The organism is Mucilaginibacter sp. 3215, from assembly GCF_050433785.1.
GTDB lineage: Bacteria > Bacteroidota > Bacteroidia > Sphingobacteriales > Sphingobacteriaceae > Mucilaginibacter.
Genome location: NZ_JBNPWO010000017.1, coordinates 80,670 through 98,511, shown reverse-complemented (window position 1 = coordinate 98,511; position 17,842 = coordinate 80,670). Strand labels below are relative to the sequence as shown.

Annotated in this window: 21 protein-coding genes; 9 read left to right on the top strand and 12 right to left on the bottom strand. The window is 42.8% G+C overall.

The features are described 5' to 3' along the window. The first annotated feature begins 36 nt into the window (after nucleotides 1–36). A complete protein-coding gene (locus tag ABIC84_RS22275; RefSeq protein ID WP_429264979.1) occupies nucleotides 37–771 on the top strand; it encodes an RDD family protein in 735 nt (244 codons plus the stop codon). Here the strand turns inward: ABIC84_RS22275 and ABIC84_RS22270 are convergent. Further along, complete coding sequence (locus tag ABIC84_RS22270; RefSeq protein WP_429264978.1) at nucleotides 765–1,124, bottom strand: DUF2752 domain-containing protein; 360 nt, start codon at nucleotides 1,122–1,124, stop codon at nucleotides 765–767. The two genes, ABIC84_RS22275 and ABIC84_RS22270, sit on opposite strands and share 7 nt — an antisense overlap. Further along, nucleotides 1,124–1,597, bottom strand: coding sequence for a DUF5684 domain-containing protein (locus tag ABIC84_RS22265; protein ID WP_429264977.1), 474 nt, complete (start codon nucleotides 1,595–1,597; stop codon nucleotides 1,124–1,126). The genes ABIC84_RS22270 and ABIC84_RS22265 overlap by 1 nt, the downstream gene beginning before the upstream one ends. A gap of 138 nt (nucleotides 1,598–1,735) precedes the next feature. Between ABIC84_RS22265 and ABIC84_RS22260 the strand changes: the two genes are divergently transcribed. After that, a complete protein-coding gene (locus tag ABIC84_RS22260; RefSeq protein WP_429264976.1) occupies nucleotides 1,736–3,163 on the top strand; it encodes an L-serine ammonia-lyase in 1,428 nt (475 codons plus the stop codon). 4 nt (nucleotides 3,164–3,167) lie between these two features. Here the strand turns inward: ABIC84_RS22260 and ABIC84_RS22255 are convergent, their stop codons facing one another. From ABIC84_RS22255 to ABIC84_RS22235, 5 genes are read right to left on the bottom strand one after another with little or no spacing between them, the layout of a single operon-like run. Continuing rightward, the gene (locus ABIC84_RS22255) at nucleotides 3,168–3,629 is read right to left on the bottom strand and encodes an RES family NAD+ phosphorylase (protein WP_429264975.1); all 462 of its coding nucleotides are present in this window, start codon (nucleotides 3,627–3,629) and stop codon (nucleotides 3,168–3,170) included. Further along, nucleotides 3,626–4,033: a type II RES/Xre toxin-antitoxin system antitoxin gene (gene parS, locus ABIC84_RS22250; protein WP_429264974.1), complete on the bottom strand. Its 408-nt coding sequence runs from the start codon at nucleotides 4,031–4,033 to the stop codon at nucleotides 3,626–3,628. Before parS ends, ABIC84_RS22255 begins: the two co-directional genes overlap by 4 nt. 56 nt (nucleotides 4,034–4,089) lie before the next feature. After that, nucleotides 4,090–4,803 carry an SGNH/GDSL hydrolase family protein gene (locus ABIC84_RS22245; protein WP_429264973.1) on the bottom strand — a complete coding sequence of 238 codons (714 nt, stop codon included), beginning with the start codon at nucleotides 4,801–4,803 and terminating at the stop codon, nucleotides 4,090–4,092. Then, entirely contained in the window at nucleotides 4,803–5,561 is a 759-nt protein-coding gene (lipB, locus tag ABIC84_RS22240) for a lipoyl(octanoyl) transferase LipB (RefSeq protein WP_426583837.1), read from the bottom strand. The genes ABIC84_RS22245 and lipB overlap by 1 nt, the downstream gene beginning before the upstream one ends. Continuing rightward, entirely contained in the window at nucleotides 5,558–6,199 is a 642-nt protein-coding gene (locus ABIC84_RS22235) for a 4'-phosphopantetheinyl transferase family protein (protein ID WP_426583839.1), read from the bottom strand. Before ABIC84_RS22235 ends, lipB begins: the two co-directional genes overlap by 4 nt. 211 nt (nucleotides 6,200–6,410) lie before the next feature. Between ABIC84_RS22235 and dcd the strand changes: the two genes are divergently transcribed. Both dcd and ABIC84_RS22225 read left to right on the top strand, forming a co-directional pair. Then, the gene (dcd, locus tag ABIC84_RS22230; RefSeq protein ID WP_090530796.1) at nucleotides 6,411–6,947 is read left to right on the top strand and encodes a dCTP deaminase; all 537 of its coding nucleotides are present in this window, start codon (nucleotides 6,411–6,413) and stop codon (nucleotides 6,945–6,947) included. A 159-nt stretch (nucleotides 6,948–7,106) separates the two neighbouring features. Further along, nucleotides 7,107–9,824 carry a TonB-dependent receptor plug domain-containing protein gene (locus ABIC84_RS22225; RefSeq protein WP_429264972.1) on the top strand — a complete coding sequence of 906 codons (2,718 nt, stop codon included), beginning with the start codon at nucleotides 7,107–7,109 and terminating at the stop codon, nucleotides 9,822–9,824. 83 nt (nucleotides 9,825–9,907) lie between these two features. Here ABIC84_RS22225 and ABIC84_RS22220 read toward each other — a convergent pair whose 3' ends face one another. Next, nucleotides 9,908–10,777: a hypothetical protein gene (locus tag ABIC84_RS22220; protein ID WP_429264971.1), complete on the bottom strand. Its 870-nt coding sequence runs from the start codon at nucleotides 10,775–10,777 to the stop codon at nucleotides 9,908–9,910. 99 nt (nucleotides 10,778–10,876) lie between these two features. Between ABIC84_RS22220 and ABIC84_RS22215 the strand changes: the two genes are divergently transcribed. Beyond that, a complete protein-coding gene (locus ABIC84_RS22215) occupies nucleotides 10,877–11,158 on the top strand; it encodes an ATP-dependent Clp protease adaptor ClpS (protein WP_090530789.1) in 282 nt (93 codons plus the stop codon). Between the two features lie 19 nt (nucleotides 11,159–11,177). Then, complete coding sequence (locus ABIC84_RS22210; protein ID WP_426583846.1) at nucleotides 11,178–11,726, top strand: histidine phosphatase family protein; 549 nt, start codon at nucleotides 11,178–11,180, stop codon at nucleotides 11,724–11,726. 193 nt (nucleotides 11,727–11,919) lie between these two features. On the opposite strand, the gene ABIC84_RS22205 is transcribed toward ABIC84_RS22210, so the two are convergent. Next, a complete protein-coding gene (locus tag ABIC84_RS22205; protein ID WP_426583848.1) occupies nucleotides 11,920–12,990 on the bottom strand; it encodes a branched-chain amino acid aminotransferase in 1,071 nt (356 codons plus the stop codon). 128 nt (nucleotides 12,991–13,118) lie between these two features. Further along, nucleotides 13,119–14,072, bottom strand: coding sequence for a tryptophan 2,3-dioxygenase family protein (locus ABIC84_RS22200; RefSeq protein WP_426583850.1), 954 nt, complete (start codon nucleotides 14,070–14,072; stop codon nucleotides 13,119–13,121). A gap of 84 nt (nucleotides 14,073–14,156) precedes the next feature. On the opposite strand from ABIC84_RS22200, the gene ABIC84_RS22195 reads away from it, so the two are divergent. Further along, nucleotides 14,157–14,639 (top strand): universal stress protein, encoded by a 483-nt coding sequence (locus ABIC84_RS22195; protein ID WP_426583852.1) that lies wholly within the window; start codon nucleotides 14,157–14,159, stop codon nucleotides 14,637–14,639. Here ABIC84_RS22195 and ABIC84_RS22190 read toward each other — a convergent pair. Continuing rightward, on the bottom strand, nucleotides 14,636–15,925 hold the full coding sequence (locus ABIC84_RS22190; RefSeq protein ID WP_426583854.1) for an HAD-IB family phosphatase: 1,290 nt from the start codon (nucleotides 15,923–15,925) through the stop codon (nucleotides 14,636–14,638). The two genes, ABIC84_RS22195 and ABIC84_RS22190, sit on opposite strands and share 4 nt — an antisense overlap. Before the next feature lie 183 nt (nucleotides 15,926–16,108). On the opposite strand from ABIC84_RS22190, the gene ABIC84_RS22185 reads away from it, so the two are divergent. Further along, nucleotides 16,109–16,423: a type II toxin-antitoxin system RelE/ParE family toxin gene (locus ABIC84_RS22185; protein ID WP_426583856.1), complete on the top strand. Its 315-nt coding sequence runs from the start codon at nucleotides 16,109–16,111 to the stop codon at nucleotides 16,421–16,423. Between the two features lie 30 nt (nucleotides 16,424–16,453). Then, complete coding sequence (locus ABIC84_RS22180) at nucleotides 16,454–16,747, top strand: HigA family addiction module antitoxin (RefSeq protein WP_188834316.1); 294 nt, start codon at nucleotides 16,454–16,456, stop codon at nucleotides 16,745–16,747. A 7-nt stretch (nucleotides 16,748–16,754) separates the two neighbouring features. Here ABIC84_RS22180 and ABIC84_RS22175 read toward each other — a convergent pair whose 3' ends face one another. Next, nucleotides 16,755–17,723 (bottom strand): NAD-dependent epimerase/dehydratase family protein, encoded by a 969-nt coding sequence (locus ABIC84_RS22175; RefSeq protein ID WP_429264970.1) that lies wholly within the window; start codon nucleotides 17,721–17,723, stop codon nucleotides 16,755–16,757. Between the last annotated feature and the right edge of the window lie 119 nt (nucleotides 17,724–17,842).

Below are 17,842 nucleotides of genomic sequence, written 5' to 3'. Positions count from 1 at the left end.
ATCATATTTTACACTAACAAATTTATCTTTGTTAAGATGCAAACCATAACCGTACACACAACACAAAATATTGATATAGACTATGAAATAGCCGGCCTCGGCGAACGGATAGTTGCCCGCATAATTGATTACGCCATTTTCATTGCTTTCTATTTCATCCTTATTTTTCTGATCATCGGAAAAATGCCCGAAAGTGTGCTGGTAACGTGCGCAATAATCATTGCGGCGATATTTGTATTTTACGATTTGATTTGCGAAACGCTGCTCAACGGCCAAAGCGTTGGCAAGCGGATAATGAAGATACGGGTGATCAGCCTCAATGGCAACCGCCCCCGCTTTGGGCAGTACTTGTTAAGATGGCTGATGCGCATGGTTGATTTTGGCATTACCCTTAACCTTGGCGCGTTACTTTGCGCCCTGGTGACTGAAAACGGCCAACGTATAGGGGATGTGGTTGCGGGAACAGCAATGGTAAAAACACATCCTCGTACCAAAATAGACAGCTTAACATTCAGACCATCGGGCGACGATTATGAACCTACTTTTAAAGAAGTAGCTGAGCTAAACGATAATGATGTAAGGCTGATAGCCGACGTGATACATAATTACATGAAAACGCATAATGCCGTTGTGGTTTACAATATGGCGCTCAAATTAAAAGAACATCTGAAAATATCCGCCCTGCCCCCCGATATGAATGACCTGCAGTTTTTACAGGCCATTATTAAAGATTACAGCCATGTAAGCGCCATGTCTGAACCTTATCAATAAGCAACATGATTATAAAGATGCCACATCTTTATAACATAGCTGATAAGCACGATACTACCATTGATCATAAAAACGGTTTTCTTTACAACGGCTTTATCTGTATCGAGTTTAAAAATAACATCGGCTATGCCGTAGATAAAAAAAAGGATTAGCGGAATAGCCGCGGGATATAGGAAGAAGCTTTTTTGGAAATCGCCCTGGATGAGTGCTACTACCGAGCGCTGAAAGCCGCAGCCGGGGCAATCAATACCTGTAAGATATTTAAAGGGACAGGGTATTAAATGCCCCTGCAGCCAGTGGATAAACCCTAACCGGCTGCAGGAAGCATATATCATGATATTATTTAACCACATTAATAGTTTTGTGGCGGATTGTTCTGATTATTGAACGGATCGCGGTAATCGTTCGGATTGAATGGCATGGCTTGTGCTTCTTTAGCTGATGGGCCTAAATACTGTGCACCGCCAAAAGCCAGTATCGGGAGAAATATAAAAGGTAAAAAGAGTAAACCAACAGTAAATCCTTCGCTTTTGCCAAAGCTTTTACTTAACAGGTTTATCATCCATATTGCAAATATAATGTTAGCACATGGTACCAGCAGCAATATTGCAAGCCACCACATGGGTTTACCTATTATTTCAAGCAATACAATAGTACTGTAGATAGGTATAATTGCGGCCCATCCGGGTTTGCCTGCTTTGGTGTAAATCTTCCACATACTAATAATTGATATTAAACCAACAATAAGTGCTGGTATCAAAATCGCACCCATTAACGCGCCAATCATAGTGCTTGACATGTCGGAAGAAGAAGTGTAAGAATCCATAATTTTGTTTAGTGTTTAAGTTTAAGTGTATTATTTGTTTAAGTTCAACGCAAATTATAAATTATTTTTATCAAAAGCACCAGCACAACGTATTTATTATGGAACCTGTAATTATAATTTATCCTTAATTTTGACTTGATGCAAAGAGAACAGATTTCGGTTTTTGATATGTTTAAGATAGGCATAGGCCCGTCGAGCTCGCATACGCTTGGCCCTTGGCGCGCCGCCCAGCAGTTTGTGCAGTCGCTTGAACAACAGGGGGTACTGCCGATGGTGCAGCAGGTTAAGATCTTATTATATGGCTCATTAGCCAAAACAGGTCATGGGCACGGTACGGATATAGCTATATTATTAGGTTTAAGCGGCGATGACCCGGTTACTTTCGAGGTGGACCAGGTAACACCTAAAATTGAGCAGATCAAAAGGTCGCATCAACTGATCATTGGTGGTATTTTACCATTGAGTTTTTATGCTGAGGATGACCTGCTGTTCCTGTTTAACGAAAGCTTACCTTATCATCCAAACGCGGTAACTTTTCAGGCATTTTTAAGTACCGGAAAGGCAATTTCTGAAACATACTACTCAATAGGAGGTGGTTTTGTGGTGAAGGAAGGTGCTTCAGGGCAATCAAAAGCGGAGGTTGACCTTCCCTTCCCTATTGATACCGCAGCCGATCTGCTGCACTGGTGTATCAAAACAGGTCTTCGGATTTCGGAAGTTGTAGCCGAAAACGAGCTGGCCTGGCGCAGCGAACAGGAAACCCGTACCGGAGCGTTGAATATCTTCAAGGCATTAAAAGAGTGTATTTACCGGGGATGTCACACTACCGGCCAATTGCCTGGCGGGTTAAATGTGGCAAGGCGCGCCGCAAAATTAAACGCAAGGCTCATCGGGAATAATAAATACAGCAATTCTGATGAATGGGTTGCGGCCATCAGGAATACCGGCGACAGCTTTAAAAATACTTTAGATTGGGTAAGCTGTTTTGCCTTGGCTGTTAACGAAGAAAATGCCTCATTTGGCCGTGTGGTAACCGCGCCAACAAACGGCGCCGCAGGCGTTATTCCTGCAGTGCTCCAATATTATATTGCTTTTTGCGATGGCAATACCGAGCAAAAGATCGTCAACTTTTTATTTACAGCAAGCGAGATTGGAAGTATCTTTAAAAAAGGCGCTACCATATCGGCAGCTATGGGTGGCTGCCAGGCCGAAATAGGCGTATCATCGGCCATGGCTGCTGCTGCTTTGACCGAATGTATGGGCGGTACCCAGCGCCAGGTGCTCATGGCTGCCGAAATAGCCATGGAACATCACCTCGGCCTCACCTGCGATCCTATCGGCGGGTTGGTACAGGTCCCCTGCATTGAACGGAATACTATGGGGGCCATTAAGGCAATAACAGCATCTCAATTAGCGCTGCAAAGCAATCCCGAAAAAGCAAAGGTAAGCCTTGATGCCGTAGTGAAAACGATGTGGCAAACCGCGCTCGACATGAACTCGAAATACAAGGAAACAAGTGATGGCGGATTGGCAATCAACATCCCGATTAGTTTGCCCGAGTGTTAATTGCTTACTTCTTAAACAGTCTTGAATCAAATTCAAAAAATTCGGTATTAATAATTTTTACGGCTTTAAAATCGGGGTGTAGAGGGTTGAGCAGGTAGTTGAAATCGCCCGCAACAGTGGCCGATGGTACCTGGAGCGCTAAATATTTGTTGGCTTTCACAAAGCTGTCCCCAATTTGCTGTGTTGCTTTGATCAGGGGGTTACTATTCCACTTTTCGGGTAACTGAGCAGTGCCAGGCTTGAAAATCTCTGCATTATCAGGCAGCTCAATCGTCGCCATAAAATAATCAGAAGGCATAAGTCCAAGCGGTGTATGTACGGCAACTTCGAGTACAGCCAAAGCGCGTGACGAAGAGGTATAAACCACGGCGGTTCCTTTACTGTTCCAGCGCCCGCCGTTTAGTTCAGCTCCCCTGCTGCTTAAGTCTTTAATGTAAGCTTGTTTACTTAAACGATAAACGATCATGCAAGTATGCCGTGTTCAATGCGCCCCAACTCATCGCGAATCATGTTAATACCAAAAACTGTATCCAAAAGCTCTTTAGGCTTTACCCCGCCCAGGGGAATGCTTTTATAATCCATCCAGGCGTAAAACTTATTTTCATCGCCAAAAACCTCAATACCCTTTTTATAGAGTAATTCGATCATGATTATCTTTTCAGAATATATGGGATCAAAAGTTTTGTTTTCTTTTTTATAACGTTGAATTGTACGCTCAGAAAGATGAAGGTACGAGGCCCAGTCATCAATATTAAAATGGATATGATTTGATAATTTGGTAAGATAAGAAAATGATATGCCTTCCCTTACCATAAATGTTAAATTAACCTCGTCATCATCAAGAAATTTATAGGGTTTTGGAGCACTCATGGCCTTTGCTGTAAATTGTCAATAAACTTACGACAATTGTCGTCGAAAAGCAAATCTTATTTTTTAGCAAAAACAGCCCCTACCGCCGCCTTCAGTTTATCAACCCACATTCCATACATTTTACCGGATGGATGCAAACCATCGGTCGCCAGTAAGGTAAGATCATTCGCTGCCAACTTAGAAATGCCGGTAATTTCAACATAATTAACCTTAGCACTTATTTTACGGTTAATATCATTGAACTGATCTATCTCAGGGCCTATTACGGCATCGTTGCCATGAGCAAAAGGAGTAACGCCATAATCGGGTATAGACAGCACAAACACATGATCCCTGATACCGCCAGCAAATTTAACGGCCGTATTTAAAACCTGTTCAAACTTAATGCGATAATTTTCCTGGCTTAAGCCATCATATTGATCATTTACACCTATCAGCAGCGTGACTAAATCATAAGTATTGCTTTTGATATTGCTTTTCTGAATAGCTTCAATGAGTTGATCGGTTGTCCAGCCGGTGCGGGCAATGATGGTTGGCGTATTTACTTTGAGGCCTTGTAACTGGTTAGCCAGTTGATTAGGAAATGCCTGTTCAGGGGGCACAGACTGGCCTATGGTATATGAATCGCCGAGGGCAAGGTATGTTAGGGTATCCTGTATCACGGTAACTGGTTTTGACGGGGGATTATAGCTAACCGGCGCCGGTGTGTTTTTGCCTGCACAGGCCGATAATGTAATTGCTGTGAGTAAACTGAAAATTATTCCCTTCATTATAATATCTCCATACCAAAAAGTACGGAAATATGATGTTTAAGGATTTTTTTTACTTCATTAATATCAACCTCATACCCAAGTTCCTGCTGCATGGAGGTAACAGCCTTATCGTCAATACCGCAGGGCACTATGTTTTTAAAATAGCTCAGATCGGTATTTACGTTAAGGGCGAGGCCGTGCATAGTAACCCAGCGACTGCAGCGTACACCCATGGCGCATATTTTACGGGCTTTGTCATTATCGGCATCAAACCACACGCCGGTATAACCTTCATAGCGACCGGCCTGCAAGCCAAAATCGGCGAGGGTAAGGATCACTGCTTCTTCCAGCGTACGCAGGTACAGGTGTATATCAGTAAAAAAATTATCAAGGTCGAGTATCGGGTATGACACAATTTGCCCCGGCCCATGGTAGGTAATATCACCGCCCCTGTTTATCGGGTAATAAACAGCCTGCTTTTCTTTCAAGCCTGCCTCATCTAACAATAGATGCTCGGGCTTGCCGCTTTTACCCAGGGTATATACATGTGGGTGTTCACAAAAAACCAGGTAGTTGAAAGTTTCATCGGCTTCAATAGTATCATAAGCTACCGCAGTCCCGGTATTTTTAGCAGCGGCTTCATAAGCCGTTTCGCGGTTACGGTTGTCTATTTTAGTTTTAACCGTTTCACTAAAAAGGGTTTCCTGTTTATCCCAGGCCTGCTGGTAATCAACCAGGCCCCAATCCTGAAAAAATACTTTCTTGTTTTTCATCATTCGCCCTTTACGTAGCCTATCATATAATCTTCATATTGCAGATAGCCCACGGTATAATCAATGGTGATATCTTTTTTATTCAATTGCGCATTCACTACGCCATGATGCTCAAACTGAAAAGGCTCCAAAAAAATGTTATCGGCAAACGAAACCTCTTTTTGCCCGTTGCACTTATAAACAGCTTCCTTGGCGCACCAACAAACATATAATTGCTCAATTTTTTGCGGGCCATTTATAAATTTCAGCTCTTCCTTACGCATAAACTTGTTGGCGATACGCTCAACTTTTTGCTTAATCTGCTCTATATCAATTCCAACCTTGTAGGTTTTGCTGATCATCACAGCGGCATAATCAAACGAATGACTCAAGGAGATATGGTAAGGGAGGTTTACCAGGTAAGGCTTGCCATGCTCATCAACTTTACAGTCAATATACTCATCGGTACGGAGCATTTTACGCAACAGCACGCGGGTCCCCAGCCAGTGCAGGTGCCGCTTGCCATTGCTCAGGCTTTCTACAAAATCCTTTTCCTGCTGATCAAGTTGCAATTGGCTGTACAGGTCTGTAGCCTCCTCCTCGATACGCCAGAGTGCAAACTCGGTGTCATCATCAATACGCTGCCTGTATGCTATCGCCATAAAAGTAAAATTGCAAAATAGGTTGCAAACATATGTCAAAAAAAATTAAATAATATCAGCGCAGCTACATATTCGTAATCAGCTGAACCATATCAGGTTTATGAGTTGTTTCTGCGCTATCTGAACGCCTTTTGCCTGCCAATATTGTTTATAAAAGCCGGCGCCGATTAGGCTAATTTTCATAATTTAGCGCCAGCAATAACCTGCCTGTATGATACTATCTGATAAGCGCATCCTCGAAGAAATTGAACAAGGCCATATTATTATTGAACCATTTAACCGCGAATACCTGGGCACTAACTCGTACGACGTTCATTTGGGCAAATATTTAGCTACTTACCGTAGCCGAGTGCTTGATGCCAAAGTTCATAATGAGATAGATGGCTTTGAAATTCCGAAGGATGGTTTTGTGCTTCAGCCCAATACCCTTTACCTGGGCGTAACGATGGAGTACACCGAAACACACCGGCATGTTCCATTTTTGGAAGGCAAATCAAGCACCGGACGTTTAGGTATCGACATTCACGCAACAGCGGGTAAAGGTGATGTTGGTTTCTGCAATACCTGGACACTTGAAATTTCATGTGCCCAGCCGGTGCGCATTTACGCCGGCATGCCCATTGGCCAGCTTATTTATTTTGTAGTTGAAGGCGAGATCGAAACGCTGTACAACAGCAAAGCCAACGCCAAATACAACAATCCTACTACACGCCCTGTTGAAAGCATGATGTGGAAGAATAAGTGGTAGGTTTAAGCCACAAGTCTTAAGTCGGGAGTCTCAAGTCGGTAGCCTTAAGTACCAAGTAGAAAATATAAGTCAAACTTTTGACCAAAGACTTCGAACTTCAGACTTAATATGACTTGGTACTTTTTTTGCGTATCTTGGTAGTTCAAGATTTATCTTTCTATGAACCTAAAACGCCTATCGGTTGGAATCCTGATCACCTTAATTGCCGGTGCTACCTTAGCTTTTATAAAACCCGATGATGAACTGGTAACAAAAATCATTGCCCAGCTTGATAAATGGCGCACCGAGCATCCGCAGGAAAAAGTTTACCTGCACTTTGATAAGCCCTATTATGCCATTGGCGAGGATATCTGGTTTAAAGCCTATGTTACTATAGGCAGTGAGCATAAGCTTTCGGCTTATAGCGAAACCCTGAATGTTGACCTTATTGATGATAACGATTCGGTAAAACGCAGCCTTAAACTGCCGTTAACAGCTGGCCTGGCCGCGGGCGATTTTGCTTTGGCCGATAGTATGACTGAAGGAAATTACCGCATCCGCGCTTATACCAACTGGATGCGAAACGAAGGCGAAGCCTATTTCTTTAATAAAACCATCACTGTGGTAAATGGCATCAGCAACAAGGTTTTCACCAAAACAGCCTATACCTACAGTACCTTAAATGGTAAACAAAAGGTAACTGCCGTAATTACCTATACCGACCTGAATGGTGTAGCCTACGTTAATAAGCCGGTAAATTACGAGATTGAAATAAATGGAAAATCCATCACAAGGGGTAAAGGCATAACCGACGATAAAGGCAACCTAACAGCCGGTTTTACTACTAATCAGGCAGTTTCAATAGCATCCGGCCATATCAATACCGAAGTGAAGCTTGATGAAAAGCATACCATAGCCAAAGCCGTACCTATAAAAACGCTATCAAATAAGGTTGATGTTCAGTTTTTCCCGGAGAGCGGAAATTTAATTAATGGTGTTTTTGAAAAAGTAGCTTTTAAAGCCGTTGGCGCCGACGGGTTAGGGGTTGATATTAAAGGCTTTATTGCCGATGATCAAAACAACCAGGTTGCGCAATTGGGCGAGAGTCATTTTGGCATGGGTACTATAACCTTTGAGCCTGAAAGTGGTAAAAACTATAAAGCGCACATCACTTATGCCGATGGCTCTGAAGGTATTTTTGATTTGCCCAAAGCCGTTGATAACGGCTATGTATTAAGCGTTAACAGCATGCGCGACGATAAGGTGTTCGTATCCATCATTCCTGGTAAAAGCACCGGTAACGGCACAGCTTCATTATCGGGTTTAACGCTGATAGCGCAATCTGGCGGCGAGCTTTGTTATGCAGGCAAAAGTAAGGATGGGGCAACATCCTTTTCGGCTGCCATCCCTAAAAATAAATTCCCATCAGGCATTGTACAGTTCACGCTGTTTTCGGCAACTGGCGAACCGCTGAATGAGCGTCTTATCTTTGTTCAAAACCCCGATCAGCTTAAGCTAGCTGTTACTTCCGAAAAACAGAACTATAAACCCCGCGAAAAAGTGACCATAAACCTCAACGCTAAAAACAGTGAGGATAAGCCCGTCGTCGGCAGCTTTTCAGCATCCGTTATTGATGAATCAAAAGTTAACACTGATGAAGCAAATGAAAGTTCTATATTTTCAACACTGCTGCTCACCTCCGACCTGAAAGGGTATATTGAAAAACCGAACTATTACTTTACTAATGTAAGTAACGAAACCAAAGCCAACCTTGACGCACTGATGCTTACCCAGGGCTACCATCGCTTTGAATGGAAACAACTGCTTGCTGATAAATTTACCCCAATAGTCTTCAAGCCTGAAAAATCACTGGAGGTAACAGGACACCTTAAAACTTTTGGCGGCAAGCCTGTACCTAATGGCAAGGTTACCCTGTTTTCAACATCGGGAGGTACTTTTATTATTGATACCGTGGCTGATGCCGAAGGTAAGTTTACTTTTAAAGACCTTGTTTTTAGGGATAGTATCAAGTTTGTGATTCAGGCGCGCACTGCTAAAGACCGCAAAAATCTCGACATCACCCTTGATAATGTAACTCCGCAATCTGTTGGCCCAAATAAAAACGCACCCGATATCCAGGTCAACATCAACGATGGCGCATCGGCCTACCTTTTAAACAGTAAAAAGCTTTATGACGAGCAGGTAAAATACGGTATTGGCAACCACACTATCGTATTAAAGGAAGTAGTGATCCGCGAAAAGCGGGAAAACCCATTTAAAAACTCTTCTAACCTTAATGGACCCGGCAATGCAGATCAAACACTTACCAGCAAAAATCTGATGTACGGGGGTGGAATGCTATCCCAAATTTTACAAGGCAGATTAACCGGTGTGATTTTTCGTAACGGTACGCCTTATTCAACCCGCAGCCCGGGAACTCCCATGCAAATTGTACTTGATGGAACCTATGTAGGAAGCGATTTCCTGGATAACTTAAATGTAAATGATATTGCCACTATTGAAGTTTTACGCAGCATTGGCAATACCGCGATTTACGGATCAAGGGGAGCTGGCGGCCTGTTGATTATCACAACCAAACGCGGCGGCGAAAGTGTTTATAATAGATATGCTCCGGGCATTGTTACTTATGCCCCTAAGGGATATTATAAAGCGCGCGAGTTTTATTCGCCTAAATATGATGATCCTAAAACCAATGCCCAAATGCAGAACCTTCGCAGCACCATTTACTGGGCACCAGGCTTATTAACTGATAAGGATGGCAATACGTCCTTGAGCTTTTTTAACGCCGATGCTAAAGGTACATATCGTGTAATAATTGAAGGTATTGATGCCGACGGTAATTTAGGCAGGCAGGTTTATAGGTATAAGGTGGAGTAATATTAAGCCCTCATTCGGCAAGTCCGGAAGATTTAAGCAATGCTAATGTTTAAACCTTTCGGGCTTATTGTTGACAACCAAACTTATTTACTGCTCAAATAATACTTCTCCCAAAAATCAACGGATTTTGACATTTCGCCTGCACCGCCCGCTGCACCACGGCCCATACCGCCGCCCATGCCATTACGACCGCCTCTTCCACCACGGCCGCCACCCATGCCGCCTCCGCCCATTCCACCTCGTCCGCCGCGACCACCGCCGCCGCCAAAGCTGCCACCGTCTTGCTCGCCCCCACCTGTGCCTGCCGGTCGCTGGAAACCGTTGATCTTAAAATTAAAAGCCCACTCATTTTTAAAAGCATCGTTACCGGCGTGGAAAAAGCTTAAGGGTATGGCCGCTTCATAAACCAAATCGCCATTGGCATCGTAATTTATGGCTGTTTTAATGCCGTAGGTGTTTGATGTGGTGATCATATCGCCATCAATATCCTTAAACCCAACAACCTTAATATATCGCAGCTTAGTTATTCGCTCGCGCATCAGCTCGTCACGGTCGGCCTGGGTAATTTCGCCGTTATCATCTTTTGGCTTGGCAAACTCCGGCTTTTCATCCGGGGCTGCCAGTGGAAAAGTAAGCATAAAACTATCTTTCTTTTTCCCTTTGGGATCAATGCTTATTGTAATCCCTGCATTCAACACTTTCATTTTATCAAGCCTGTCGCTAATGCGGATAGCGGCATACAGGTAATCCTTATCATTGGCCAGCACGTAGTTCAGCTTCTTCTCTTCATTATAGTAACGCAGGCTGTCGCCCCAGTCTTTCAGGCTACCATCAATGTTAATATTAGCGGGTGGGCTCTGTAAGCTGTTTTTAGTACTTTGGGCCGCTGAATGGTGAGCTGTTAAAAGTTGTGCAGTTAATGCTAAAACAAAAGCCGGGGATGCTTTTTTCATGTGAAGTTTTTTAGGGGTTTTATGTAACATGATTTTTAAGACCATGGAACACGATTTTAACTTTTTTATTATTGTTTTTGAGTAAATTTGTAGTTACGTATGCCAACTGAAGTACAGGAAGAAACATTTACCCTCGAAGAGTTACTTGCAGGACTTAAAGAGATGCATCGTTTAATACTCTGGAACGATGATTTTAACACTTTTGACCACGTGATCCACTGCATGATGAAATACCTGGATTACTCTGAACCCCAAGCCGAAAAGATAGCATGGAAAGTACATAACGAAGGCAAATGCGCCGTACTGGAAGGCTCCTTTACCGAAATGGAGATCTACCGGAAGATCCTTCAGCAGGAAGGGTTAACAGTTTCAGTAGAATAAAACACTAAAAACAACCGACATGTTAAAAAGATCATTTTTATTTTTTTTATTAGTCGGTTGGGCAAGCCTGACCGCCTGCGGCCAGGGCAAAAACCTGAAACTGGTAATCATCCGCCATGCCGAAAAGCCCGATGTTGGGGATAACCTTTCGTGTGCCGGATTTAACCGCTCGCTTAAACTACCCGAAGTTTTAAAAGCCAAATTTGGCCTGCCCGATCATATTTATGTGCCGGCAATGCACCTGGGTAAATCAACCGCGAGGGTGCGCATGTTCCAAACCATCTCGCCGTTTGCTGCAAAATATAACCTTTCTATCAATAGTAATTTTGAAGAAGAGGATGATAACGGCGTTGCTAAAGAGCTTACCTCAAAAAAAGGCACCATCCTTATTGTATGGGAACATAATCAAATTAAACCTTTACTGAAAGCTTTAGGTATGAAAGTTAAAGACCTGGAATGGCCCGATAGTGATTTCGACAGCATCTGGATAGTGACTTTCAAAAAAGGCAAACCGTCGTTAACGATGGATAGAGAAGGGATTACACCGGCTTCGGGGTGTAGTTTTTAAATTAAATAAGCGTCATTGCGAGGTACGAAGCAATCCCCAACAAGCAGGTCCACCCTGTATAGTTCGCGATTGCTTCGTACCTCGCAATGACGTGAAAGGGATGCCCCTGCCGACATTCAGTCTACACATATAGCATAAAACGAAAAACGCCCCGGATTTTCCGGGGCGTTTTTCGTTCTTATCTTGGGAATGCTTATGCGCTAACCAGGTAGTTCCAGCCGTGGGTATCCGGAACATTACCATATTTAATGGCATCCAGTGTATCAAATACTTTGTTCGAAAATTCGCGTGTTTTCGGATCGCTCAGGAAATACTCCTGACCTTCGTAGCTGATTGAAGCTACAGGAGCTATAGTTGCGGCAGTACCGGCACCAAAGGCATCGGTAAGTTTGCCATTTTTAGCACCTTCAACAATCTCGGCTACAGAAACTTTGCGTTCTTCAACAGTGATACCCCACTCTTTGGCTAAGGCTATAACGGTATCGCGGGTTACACCATCTAATATTGTGTCTTTTGCTTCGGCCGTGATCAGTTTACCATCCAGCAGGAACATCGCGTTAGCAGCGCCCATTTCTTCAATAAACTTATGCTCTTTGGCATCAGTCCAGATCAGTTGATCAAAACCTTCTTCGGTTGCTTTGCGGGCCGGCAGCATGGAGCTTCCGTAGTTACCGGCAGCTTTGGCATAACCCATACCGCCTTCGGCAGCGCGGGTGTAGTGTGTTTCAATTTTAACACGCAATGGTTTTGAAAAGTACGGGCCAACAGGGCCAATCAATACCATATATTTATAAGTTGAAGATGGTGTTACCCCCAGGTACGGATCAGTAGCGAACATGAACGGGCGGATATACAAAGCATGGTTTGGCTTTGAAGGAACCCAATCGCGGTCAAGGTCAACCAGAGTAGCTATACTTTGCAAAAAAATCTCTTCGGGTAAAGTAGGCATGCAAAGGCGCTCGGCCGATTTATTAAAACGGATGGCATTTTTATCCGGGCGGAAAACGGTAATTTTTCCATCAGCATGTTTATAGGCTTTCAGTCCTTCAAAAAACGCTTGTCCGTAATGAAGTGCTGAAATTGCAGGGCTTAGACCAATTTCGCCGTAGGGAATGACCGAGAGATTTTTCCATTCACCGTCCGCGTAATCGGCCACAAACATGTGGTCAGAAAAAGTTTTTCCAAAAGGTAAGTTGTCAAAGTCCGTTTGCTGCAAACGGGAAGCAGGTGTCCTGCTGATCTTGATGTCTAATGTCTCGGTCATGGCATTAAAAATTAATAAATTATAGAAAATGGCAAGTTAGGCATTTTTATGGCCTACGCCAAAAATTTGCATAGTTAAATGGTGATTATCACATATAAAACATTATTTTGACAATATGATTGCGAAGCTTAAATACTACTCAGCACGTCATCAACCCAAGCCTTACCCCAGTTCTCTTTTTCCTCTTCGCTCCATACCCAGGGATAAAAGATTCGCTTTTGAAAGCGCGGCGGCAGGTACTTTTGCCAGTTAGTGCCGCCTGTTGCCTTAATATCCTCCGGCTCACGATTAAGGTAACGCACCGCCGATTTATAATGTGAAAGCGGCCAGTTTACGTTGACATTGATATCCAGTTGACGCAATTCGTTACGCAATTCAGGAGTCAGTTGTGATGACGAATCAAATTGTTTAGCCAGCGTATTAAAGTTATGCTTAACAGCGGCCTTGCCCAGTTCAATAAATGTTTTTGAATATTTTTTCTCGAACTGTTTAAGCGTCAAAGTCTTTTTTCCGGTGGAAAGTTCGGTAGCTCCAAACTTCCAGTACAGGTATTCAAATTGTGCTTCAATAGTTGCATGTTGCAGTTCCTCACGTTTATCTTTAGCAACCAGGTTTATAAAATCCGTAGCGTAGATCTCAATCATGCGGTACTGTCCCGATTGAAAACCGCTTGCCGGCAGCAACGACATCCTGAATTTCAGAAACTGCTCTTTCTCCATGCCATCAACCATGATCTCGAACGAGTGGGTTAAGGCACGAAAATATCTGTTGATCCTTTTTAACCGCGCTGTAAAAAACTCGGCTGTCAGCGGCGCTGCTTCAGCAATTTGCCTGCACTCATGCAGGGCAAGCTTAAAATATAATTCAGTGATCTGATGATAAATGATAAAGATCTCCTCGTCGGGAAAAGGGGTTTTAGGGTTTTGTAAGCTCAACAGGGTATCCAGGTGGATATAATCCCAATAGGTTAAAAAATCGGCATAAAGCAGGCCATCAAGGTATGAGTTCATATCCTGGCCCATAGCTTCGTACTTTTCCTGCAGTTGATTTAACCGGTCTTCAATTTCGGGAGAGAAATGCATACTTCAAAGGTAATAAAATAGTGTACTGCTAAAACATATCCGTATTAGGTTGTTATAATGGATACAAGCCTTATAAATATTATTATGAAGATCAGGAAGATACTCATCGGTATTGATGAAAGCGAATTTTCACGTTATGCAGCGGCCTACGCTTTTGATATAGCCCATACCTATAATGCCGAAGTTGGTTTGGTACACATAGTTGAACCTATTATTGTGCCCACTGATACCCAGGACGGTTTATTAGGAGGGATGCCATATGATCCTAATATAAATCTGCCAGGCACAGAATTAGAAACATTGCAAACCGAGCGCTCTGCCGCATTGCTGGATCAGACGGCAAAAGAATGGGGCGAGGGACTGGAAATAGCTCAATTTACCCAGTACGGTTCTACAGCTGAAGGTATTATTGAATGCAGCCAGGAGTTTAATGCCGACCTGATAGTTTTAGGTACCCACCGTCGTACCGGTATCGATAAATTCTTTTTAGGAAACGTTGCCGAGCAGGTGGTCAACAAATCATTGATCCCTGTATTGGTTGTGCCTTATAATGAAGAGAAAAATTAATATAAAAGCCTGAACTTAATGGTATGCTCAATCGCTTTTAACTCGTTCAATACTTCAGTATCATAGCCTGTATTAACATCGGTGATTACATAACCTATTTGCGGGTTGGTAACCAGGAACTCACCCACAATGTTAATATTATGGCGGGCAAATACATCATTAATTTTAGCCAGTATCCCTGGTACGTTTTTATGGATGTGAATTAAACGGTGGGCATTGTTAACACGCGGCGGCTGCAGATCGGGAAAATTACAGCTGGTATGTGTTTTACCTTCATTCATGAAAGCCATTACCCTTTTTGGCAAAAAGTCATTACTGTGTGGGTTATGTCTTGGGTCGTCAAATATAATAATTCCGTTTTCGGCAGCGGCATCGGCCAGCTTGCGGTTACATTTGCCAAAAATACCAATCACCTTTAACCTGCCTGCATTTTGAACTTGTTCGGCACTTGGCTGATGTTCTTCGTCACAAAATAACACACCGGCTTCCTCAAGATATTTTTCTTCAACATCGTCGCGGTGGCGCATGTTGTAACCCTCTTTTTTAAGCTGGTCTAAGGCATCCTCATCCACGTTGCCCACAACCAAACATTTAATACGGTTTTTAGGGTAGGAGATGGCACGCGGCAGTTTATTCAGATAGAGGAACTCGTCAAAGCTTGGGGTAATATGGTCGGCCTTTTCAGCTACTGATTTACGTTCGATGTTTTCGGTAAAAGCGAAAAACTTTTTGATCATGCCCGATTCCTTTAACTGGAAATCAGAATAACCATCACCGATACCATAAATATCGCCCGGTAACTGAAGCTCTTTCAGCAGCTTTACCTTACCGCCCTCCTGCGAAAGCGGATTTTCGCGGTCGTAACCTATAATATTGCCTTCTTCGTCAAACACAAAAGTGTTGGCGTAGATATTTTCTCTTTTAATATGATATTCGGTAACTACCGGCGTAATGAACTCTTTGAACCCACCGGATACGATCAACACCTCGTCCTGGTGATTTTTAAAGAAGATAGTATTTCGCGAAAAAGAAGTAGAAACTTTCTTTTTAAGATGGCTGATCAGTTGCTTTAAATGATCGCGATTGGCATTGAGCAATTTCACCCTGCGTTCTAAACTTTCGGTAAACGATAGCTTACCTTCCATTGATGCATTGGTCAAATCTTCTATCTGTTTGTAGATATCTTCGCGGTCGGGGCGATTTTTTAGAGAGATCCGGGCCAGTTCATCAAGGGCCTCAACCTGTGTAAAGGTGCTATCGAAATCAATAATAAAGTACTGTTCCATCTTGGCTGCAAAGGTGCGAAAAAATTTGCTGAGGAAGTATAGAGAGTTTGTAGTTTAAATAAAAATAACCTTTTTTTGGTAATTTTATTTTTTTGTATATATTTGATTTAATTAACATTTCCCATAACCTATTAATCTCAAAATGAAATATCTAAAATCATTCACACTAAATAAGCCTTAATAATGCAGGTAATTATTGAAGATCACTTTCTGGGCGAAGTGGCCAATTACAATAAAGTTGCCGGAAAATCACCTTTTCCGGACGAAGTGATCAAAGCTTTTAGAAAACGATTGTATCAAATCAAACAGGCAAAAAGCACTGCTGATTTGAGGATGATTAAAAGCTTACACTTTGAAAAACTAAAAGGAAAGAAATATGAAGGAAAGTATTCAATACGATTGAATATATCTTACCGTTTAATATTTCGGATTGAAAACAACGAGATCAGCAGGTTAGAGATTATTTGCATTGAAGAGATCAACAACCACTACTCATAAAACTCGGGCCAGGAGCCCTTTATACTTACTATGAATAATCAGGTATTAGATCATAATGGTAAGGAAATTGAAATAGAAGCATTTCATCCGGGCGAATTTTTGCAGGAAGAAATTGAAGAAAGGGCAATCCTTAAAAAGGATGTAGCTAAAGCCCTCCATATTTTGCCGCACCATTTAAGTGAAATTTTTGCGGGCAAAAGAAATATTTCTGCAAAGCTCGCCGTAAGGCTTGAAAAGTTTTTAGGGATCAGTTCCCATTACTGGTTAGGATTGCAAATGGAATATGATTTATTTATTGCCAGAGCAGAAGAGTTATCGGTTTAACCTCTTATTATTTTAACGCCTCACAAATTTCCCCTATCGTCTTACTGATGGGCTTAAACTCAAAGCCTATCGCTTTTTTTATTTTTGAATTATCAAACTCGCGGGTTAATGAAGCTGTTTGTGCCGATGTTTTATCTATAGCCGGAACACCACCGGTTATAGCCGAAACAAAAGCGGCCCCGCGCCAGGCCAGTTCCATCATCCAGGGTTTAGCAAAAATAGCGGGCGGCTTGATGCCGAAACCTTTTGCTATCTCGGTAACTATACCTTTGTAGTCCCGGTTTTCGGCGCTGATGATATAACGCTCGGCCGTAATGTCGCTGTTCATTAAACCTACCATGCATTTGGCAACATCTTCTACATCAACAAAACCTATAGTGCCCGAAGTATAAAATTTAAGCCCCTTACGTACCGTGTTGAATAAGGCGCCGCTGCCCTGAGTACCGGCACTCGCGCCAATTATCAACGAGGGGTTAACAATAACGGCGTCCAAACCTTCGGCAATACCCCGCCAAACTTCCATTTCGCTTTCCAATTTAGATATGGCATAACCATCATTTTCTGTTGATTGCTCCAGGTGGTGGTTTTCGGTAATTAACTCTCCGGGTTTGGCGGCGCCAATAGCAGCAATTGAGCTTACATGCACCATCCTTATGCCACGTTCATTGCAAAGATTAACCAGGTTGGCAGTCCCCGTAACATTGGTATTGATCATCGGCTTTTTATCCGCTTGCTTTAATGATACCCAGGCGGCGCAATGGTAAACTTGTGTAATACCTTCAAGAGCATCGGCTAATGCAAAAATATCCATTATATCGGCGTCAACCCAGTCGATGTTTTCCTGATAAGGCAACAGCAATTGGGGGATAACTGAACTTGCCCTTTTGGTACAACGGATCCGCCGGTCGGTGGTAGTTACCAAAAGTTTTGCCAGTTCGGCCCCAAGAAAACCAGTTGCGCCCGTTATTAAGATCATTCCTTTAAATGTGCAGATTTCAGATGTGCAAATGTGCAGATTTTCGCACAATGAATGTGTGAAAATTTGCGCGATGGCATCCCATTTCAGATAATATTAAGCTCATGTGCAGATTTTCG

Bases quoted from the DNA above. Each gene is read 5' to 3' on its own strand.
- ABIC84_RS22275 (WP_429264979.1), top strand. From the start codon at position 37: ATGCAAACCATAACCGTACACACAACACAAAATATTGATATAGACTAT.
- ABIC84_RS22270 (WP_429264978.1), bottom strand. From the start codon at position 1,124: ATGTGGTTAAATAATATCATGATATATGCTTCCTGCAGCCGGTTAGGG.
- ABIC84_RS22265 (WP_429264977.1), bottom strand. From the start codon at position 1,597: ATGGATTCTTACACTTCTTCTTCCGACATGTCAAGCACTATGATTGGC.
- ABIC84_RS22260 (WP_429264976.1), top strand. From the start codon at position 1,736: ATGCAAAGAGAACAGATTTCGGTTTTTGATATGTTTAAGATAGGCATA.
- ABIC84_RS22255 (WP_429264975.1), bottom strand. From the start codon at position 3,629: ATGATCGTTTATCGTTTAAGTAAACAAGCTTACATTAAAGACTTAAGC.
- parS (WP_429264974.1), bottom strand. From the start codon at position 4,033: ATGAGTGCTCCAAAACCCTATAAATTTCTTGATGATGACGAGGTTAAT.
- ABIC84_RS22245 (WP_429264973.1), bottom strand. From the start codon at position 4,803: ATGAAGGGAATAATTTTCAGTTTACTCACAGCAATTACATTATCGGCC.
- lipB (WP_426583837.1), bottom strand. From the start codon at position 5,561: ATGATGAAAAACAAGAAAGTATTTTTTCAGGATTGGGGCCTGGTTGAT.
- ABIC84_RS22235 (WP_426583839.1), bottom strand. From the start codon at position 6,199: ATGGCGATAGCATACAGGCAGCGTATTGATGATGACACCGAGTTTGCA.
- dcd (WP_090530796.1), top strand. From the start codon at position 6,411: ATGATACTATCTGATAAGCGCATCCTCGAAGAAATTGAACAAGGCCAT.
- ABIC84_RS22225 (WP_429264972.1), top strand. From the start codon at position 7,107: ATGAACCTAAAACGCCTATCGGTTGGAATCCTGATCACCTTAATTGCC.
- ABIC84_RS22220 (WP_429264971.1), bottom strand. From the start codon at position 10,777: ATGAAAAAAGCATCCCCGGCTTTTGTTTTAGCATTAACTGCACAACTT.
- ABIC84_RS22215 (WP_090530789.1), top strand. From the start codon at position 10,877: ATGCCAACTGAAGTACAGGAAGAAACATTTACCCTCGAAGAGTTACTT.
- ABIC84_RS22210 (WP_426583846.1), top strand. From the start codon at position 11,178: ATGTTAAAAAGATCATTTTTATTTTTTTTATTAGTCGGTTGGGCAAGC.
- ABIC84_RS22205 (WP_426583848.1), bottom strand. From the start codon at position 12,990: ATGACCGAGACATTAGACATCAAGATCAGCAGGACACCTGCTTCCCGT.
- ABIC84_RS22200 (WP_426583850.1), bottom strand. From the start codon at position 14,072: ATGCATTTCTCTCCCGAAATTGAAGACCGGTTAAATCAACTGCAGGAA.
- ABIC84_RS22195 (WP_426583852.1), top strand. From the start codon at position 14,157: ATGAAGATCAGGAAGATACTCATCGGTATTGATGAAAGCGAATTTTCA.
- ABIC84_RS22190 (WP_426583854.1), bottom strand. From the start codon at position 15,925: ATGGAACAGTACTTTATTATTGATTTCGATAGCACCTTTACACAGGTT.
- ABIC84_RS22185 (WP_426583856.1), top strand. From the start codon at position 16,109: ATGCAGGTAATTATTGAAGATCACTTTCTGGGCGAAGTGGCCAATTAC.
- ABIC84_RS22180 (WP_188834316.1), top strand. From the start codon at position 16,454: ATGAATAATCAGGTATTAGATCATAATGGTAAGGAAATTGAAATAGAA.
- ABIC84_RS22175 (WP_429264970.1), bottom strand. From the start codon at position 17,723: ATGATCTTAATAACGGGCGCAACTGGTTTTCTTGGGGCCGAACTGGCA.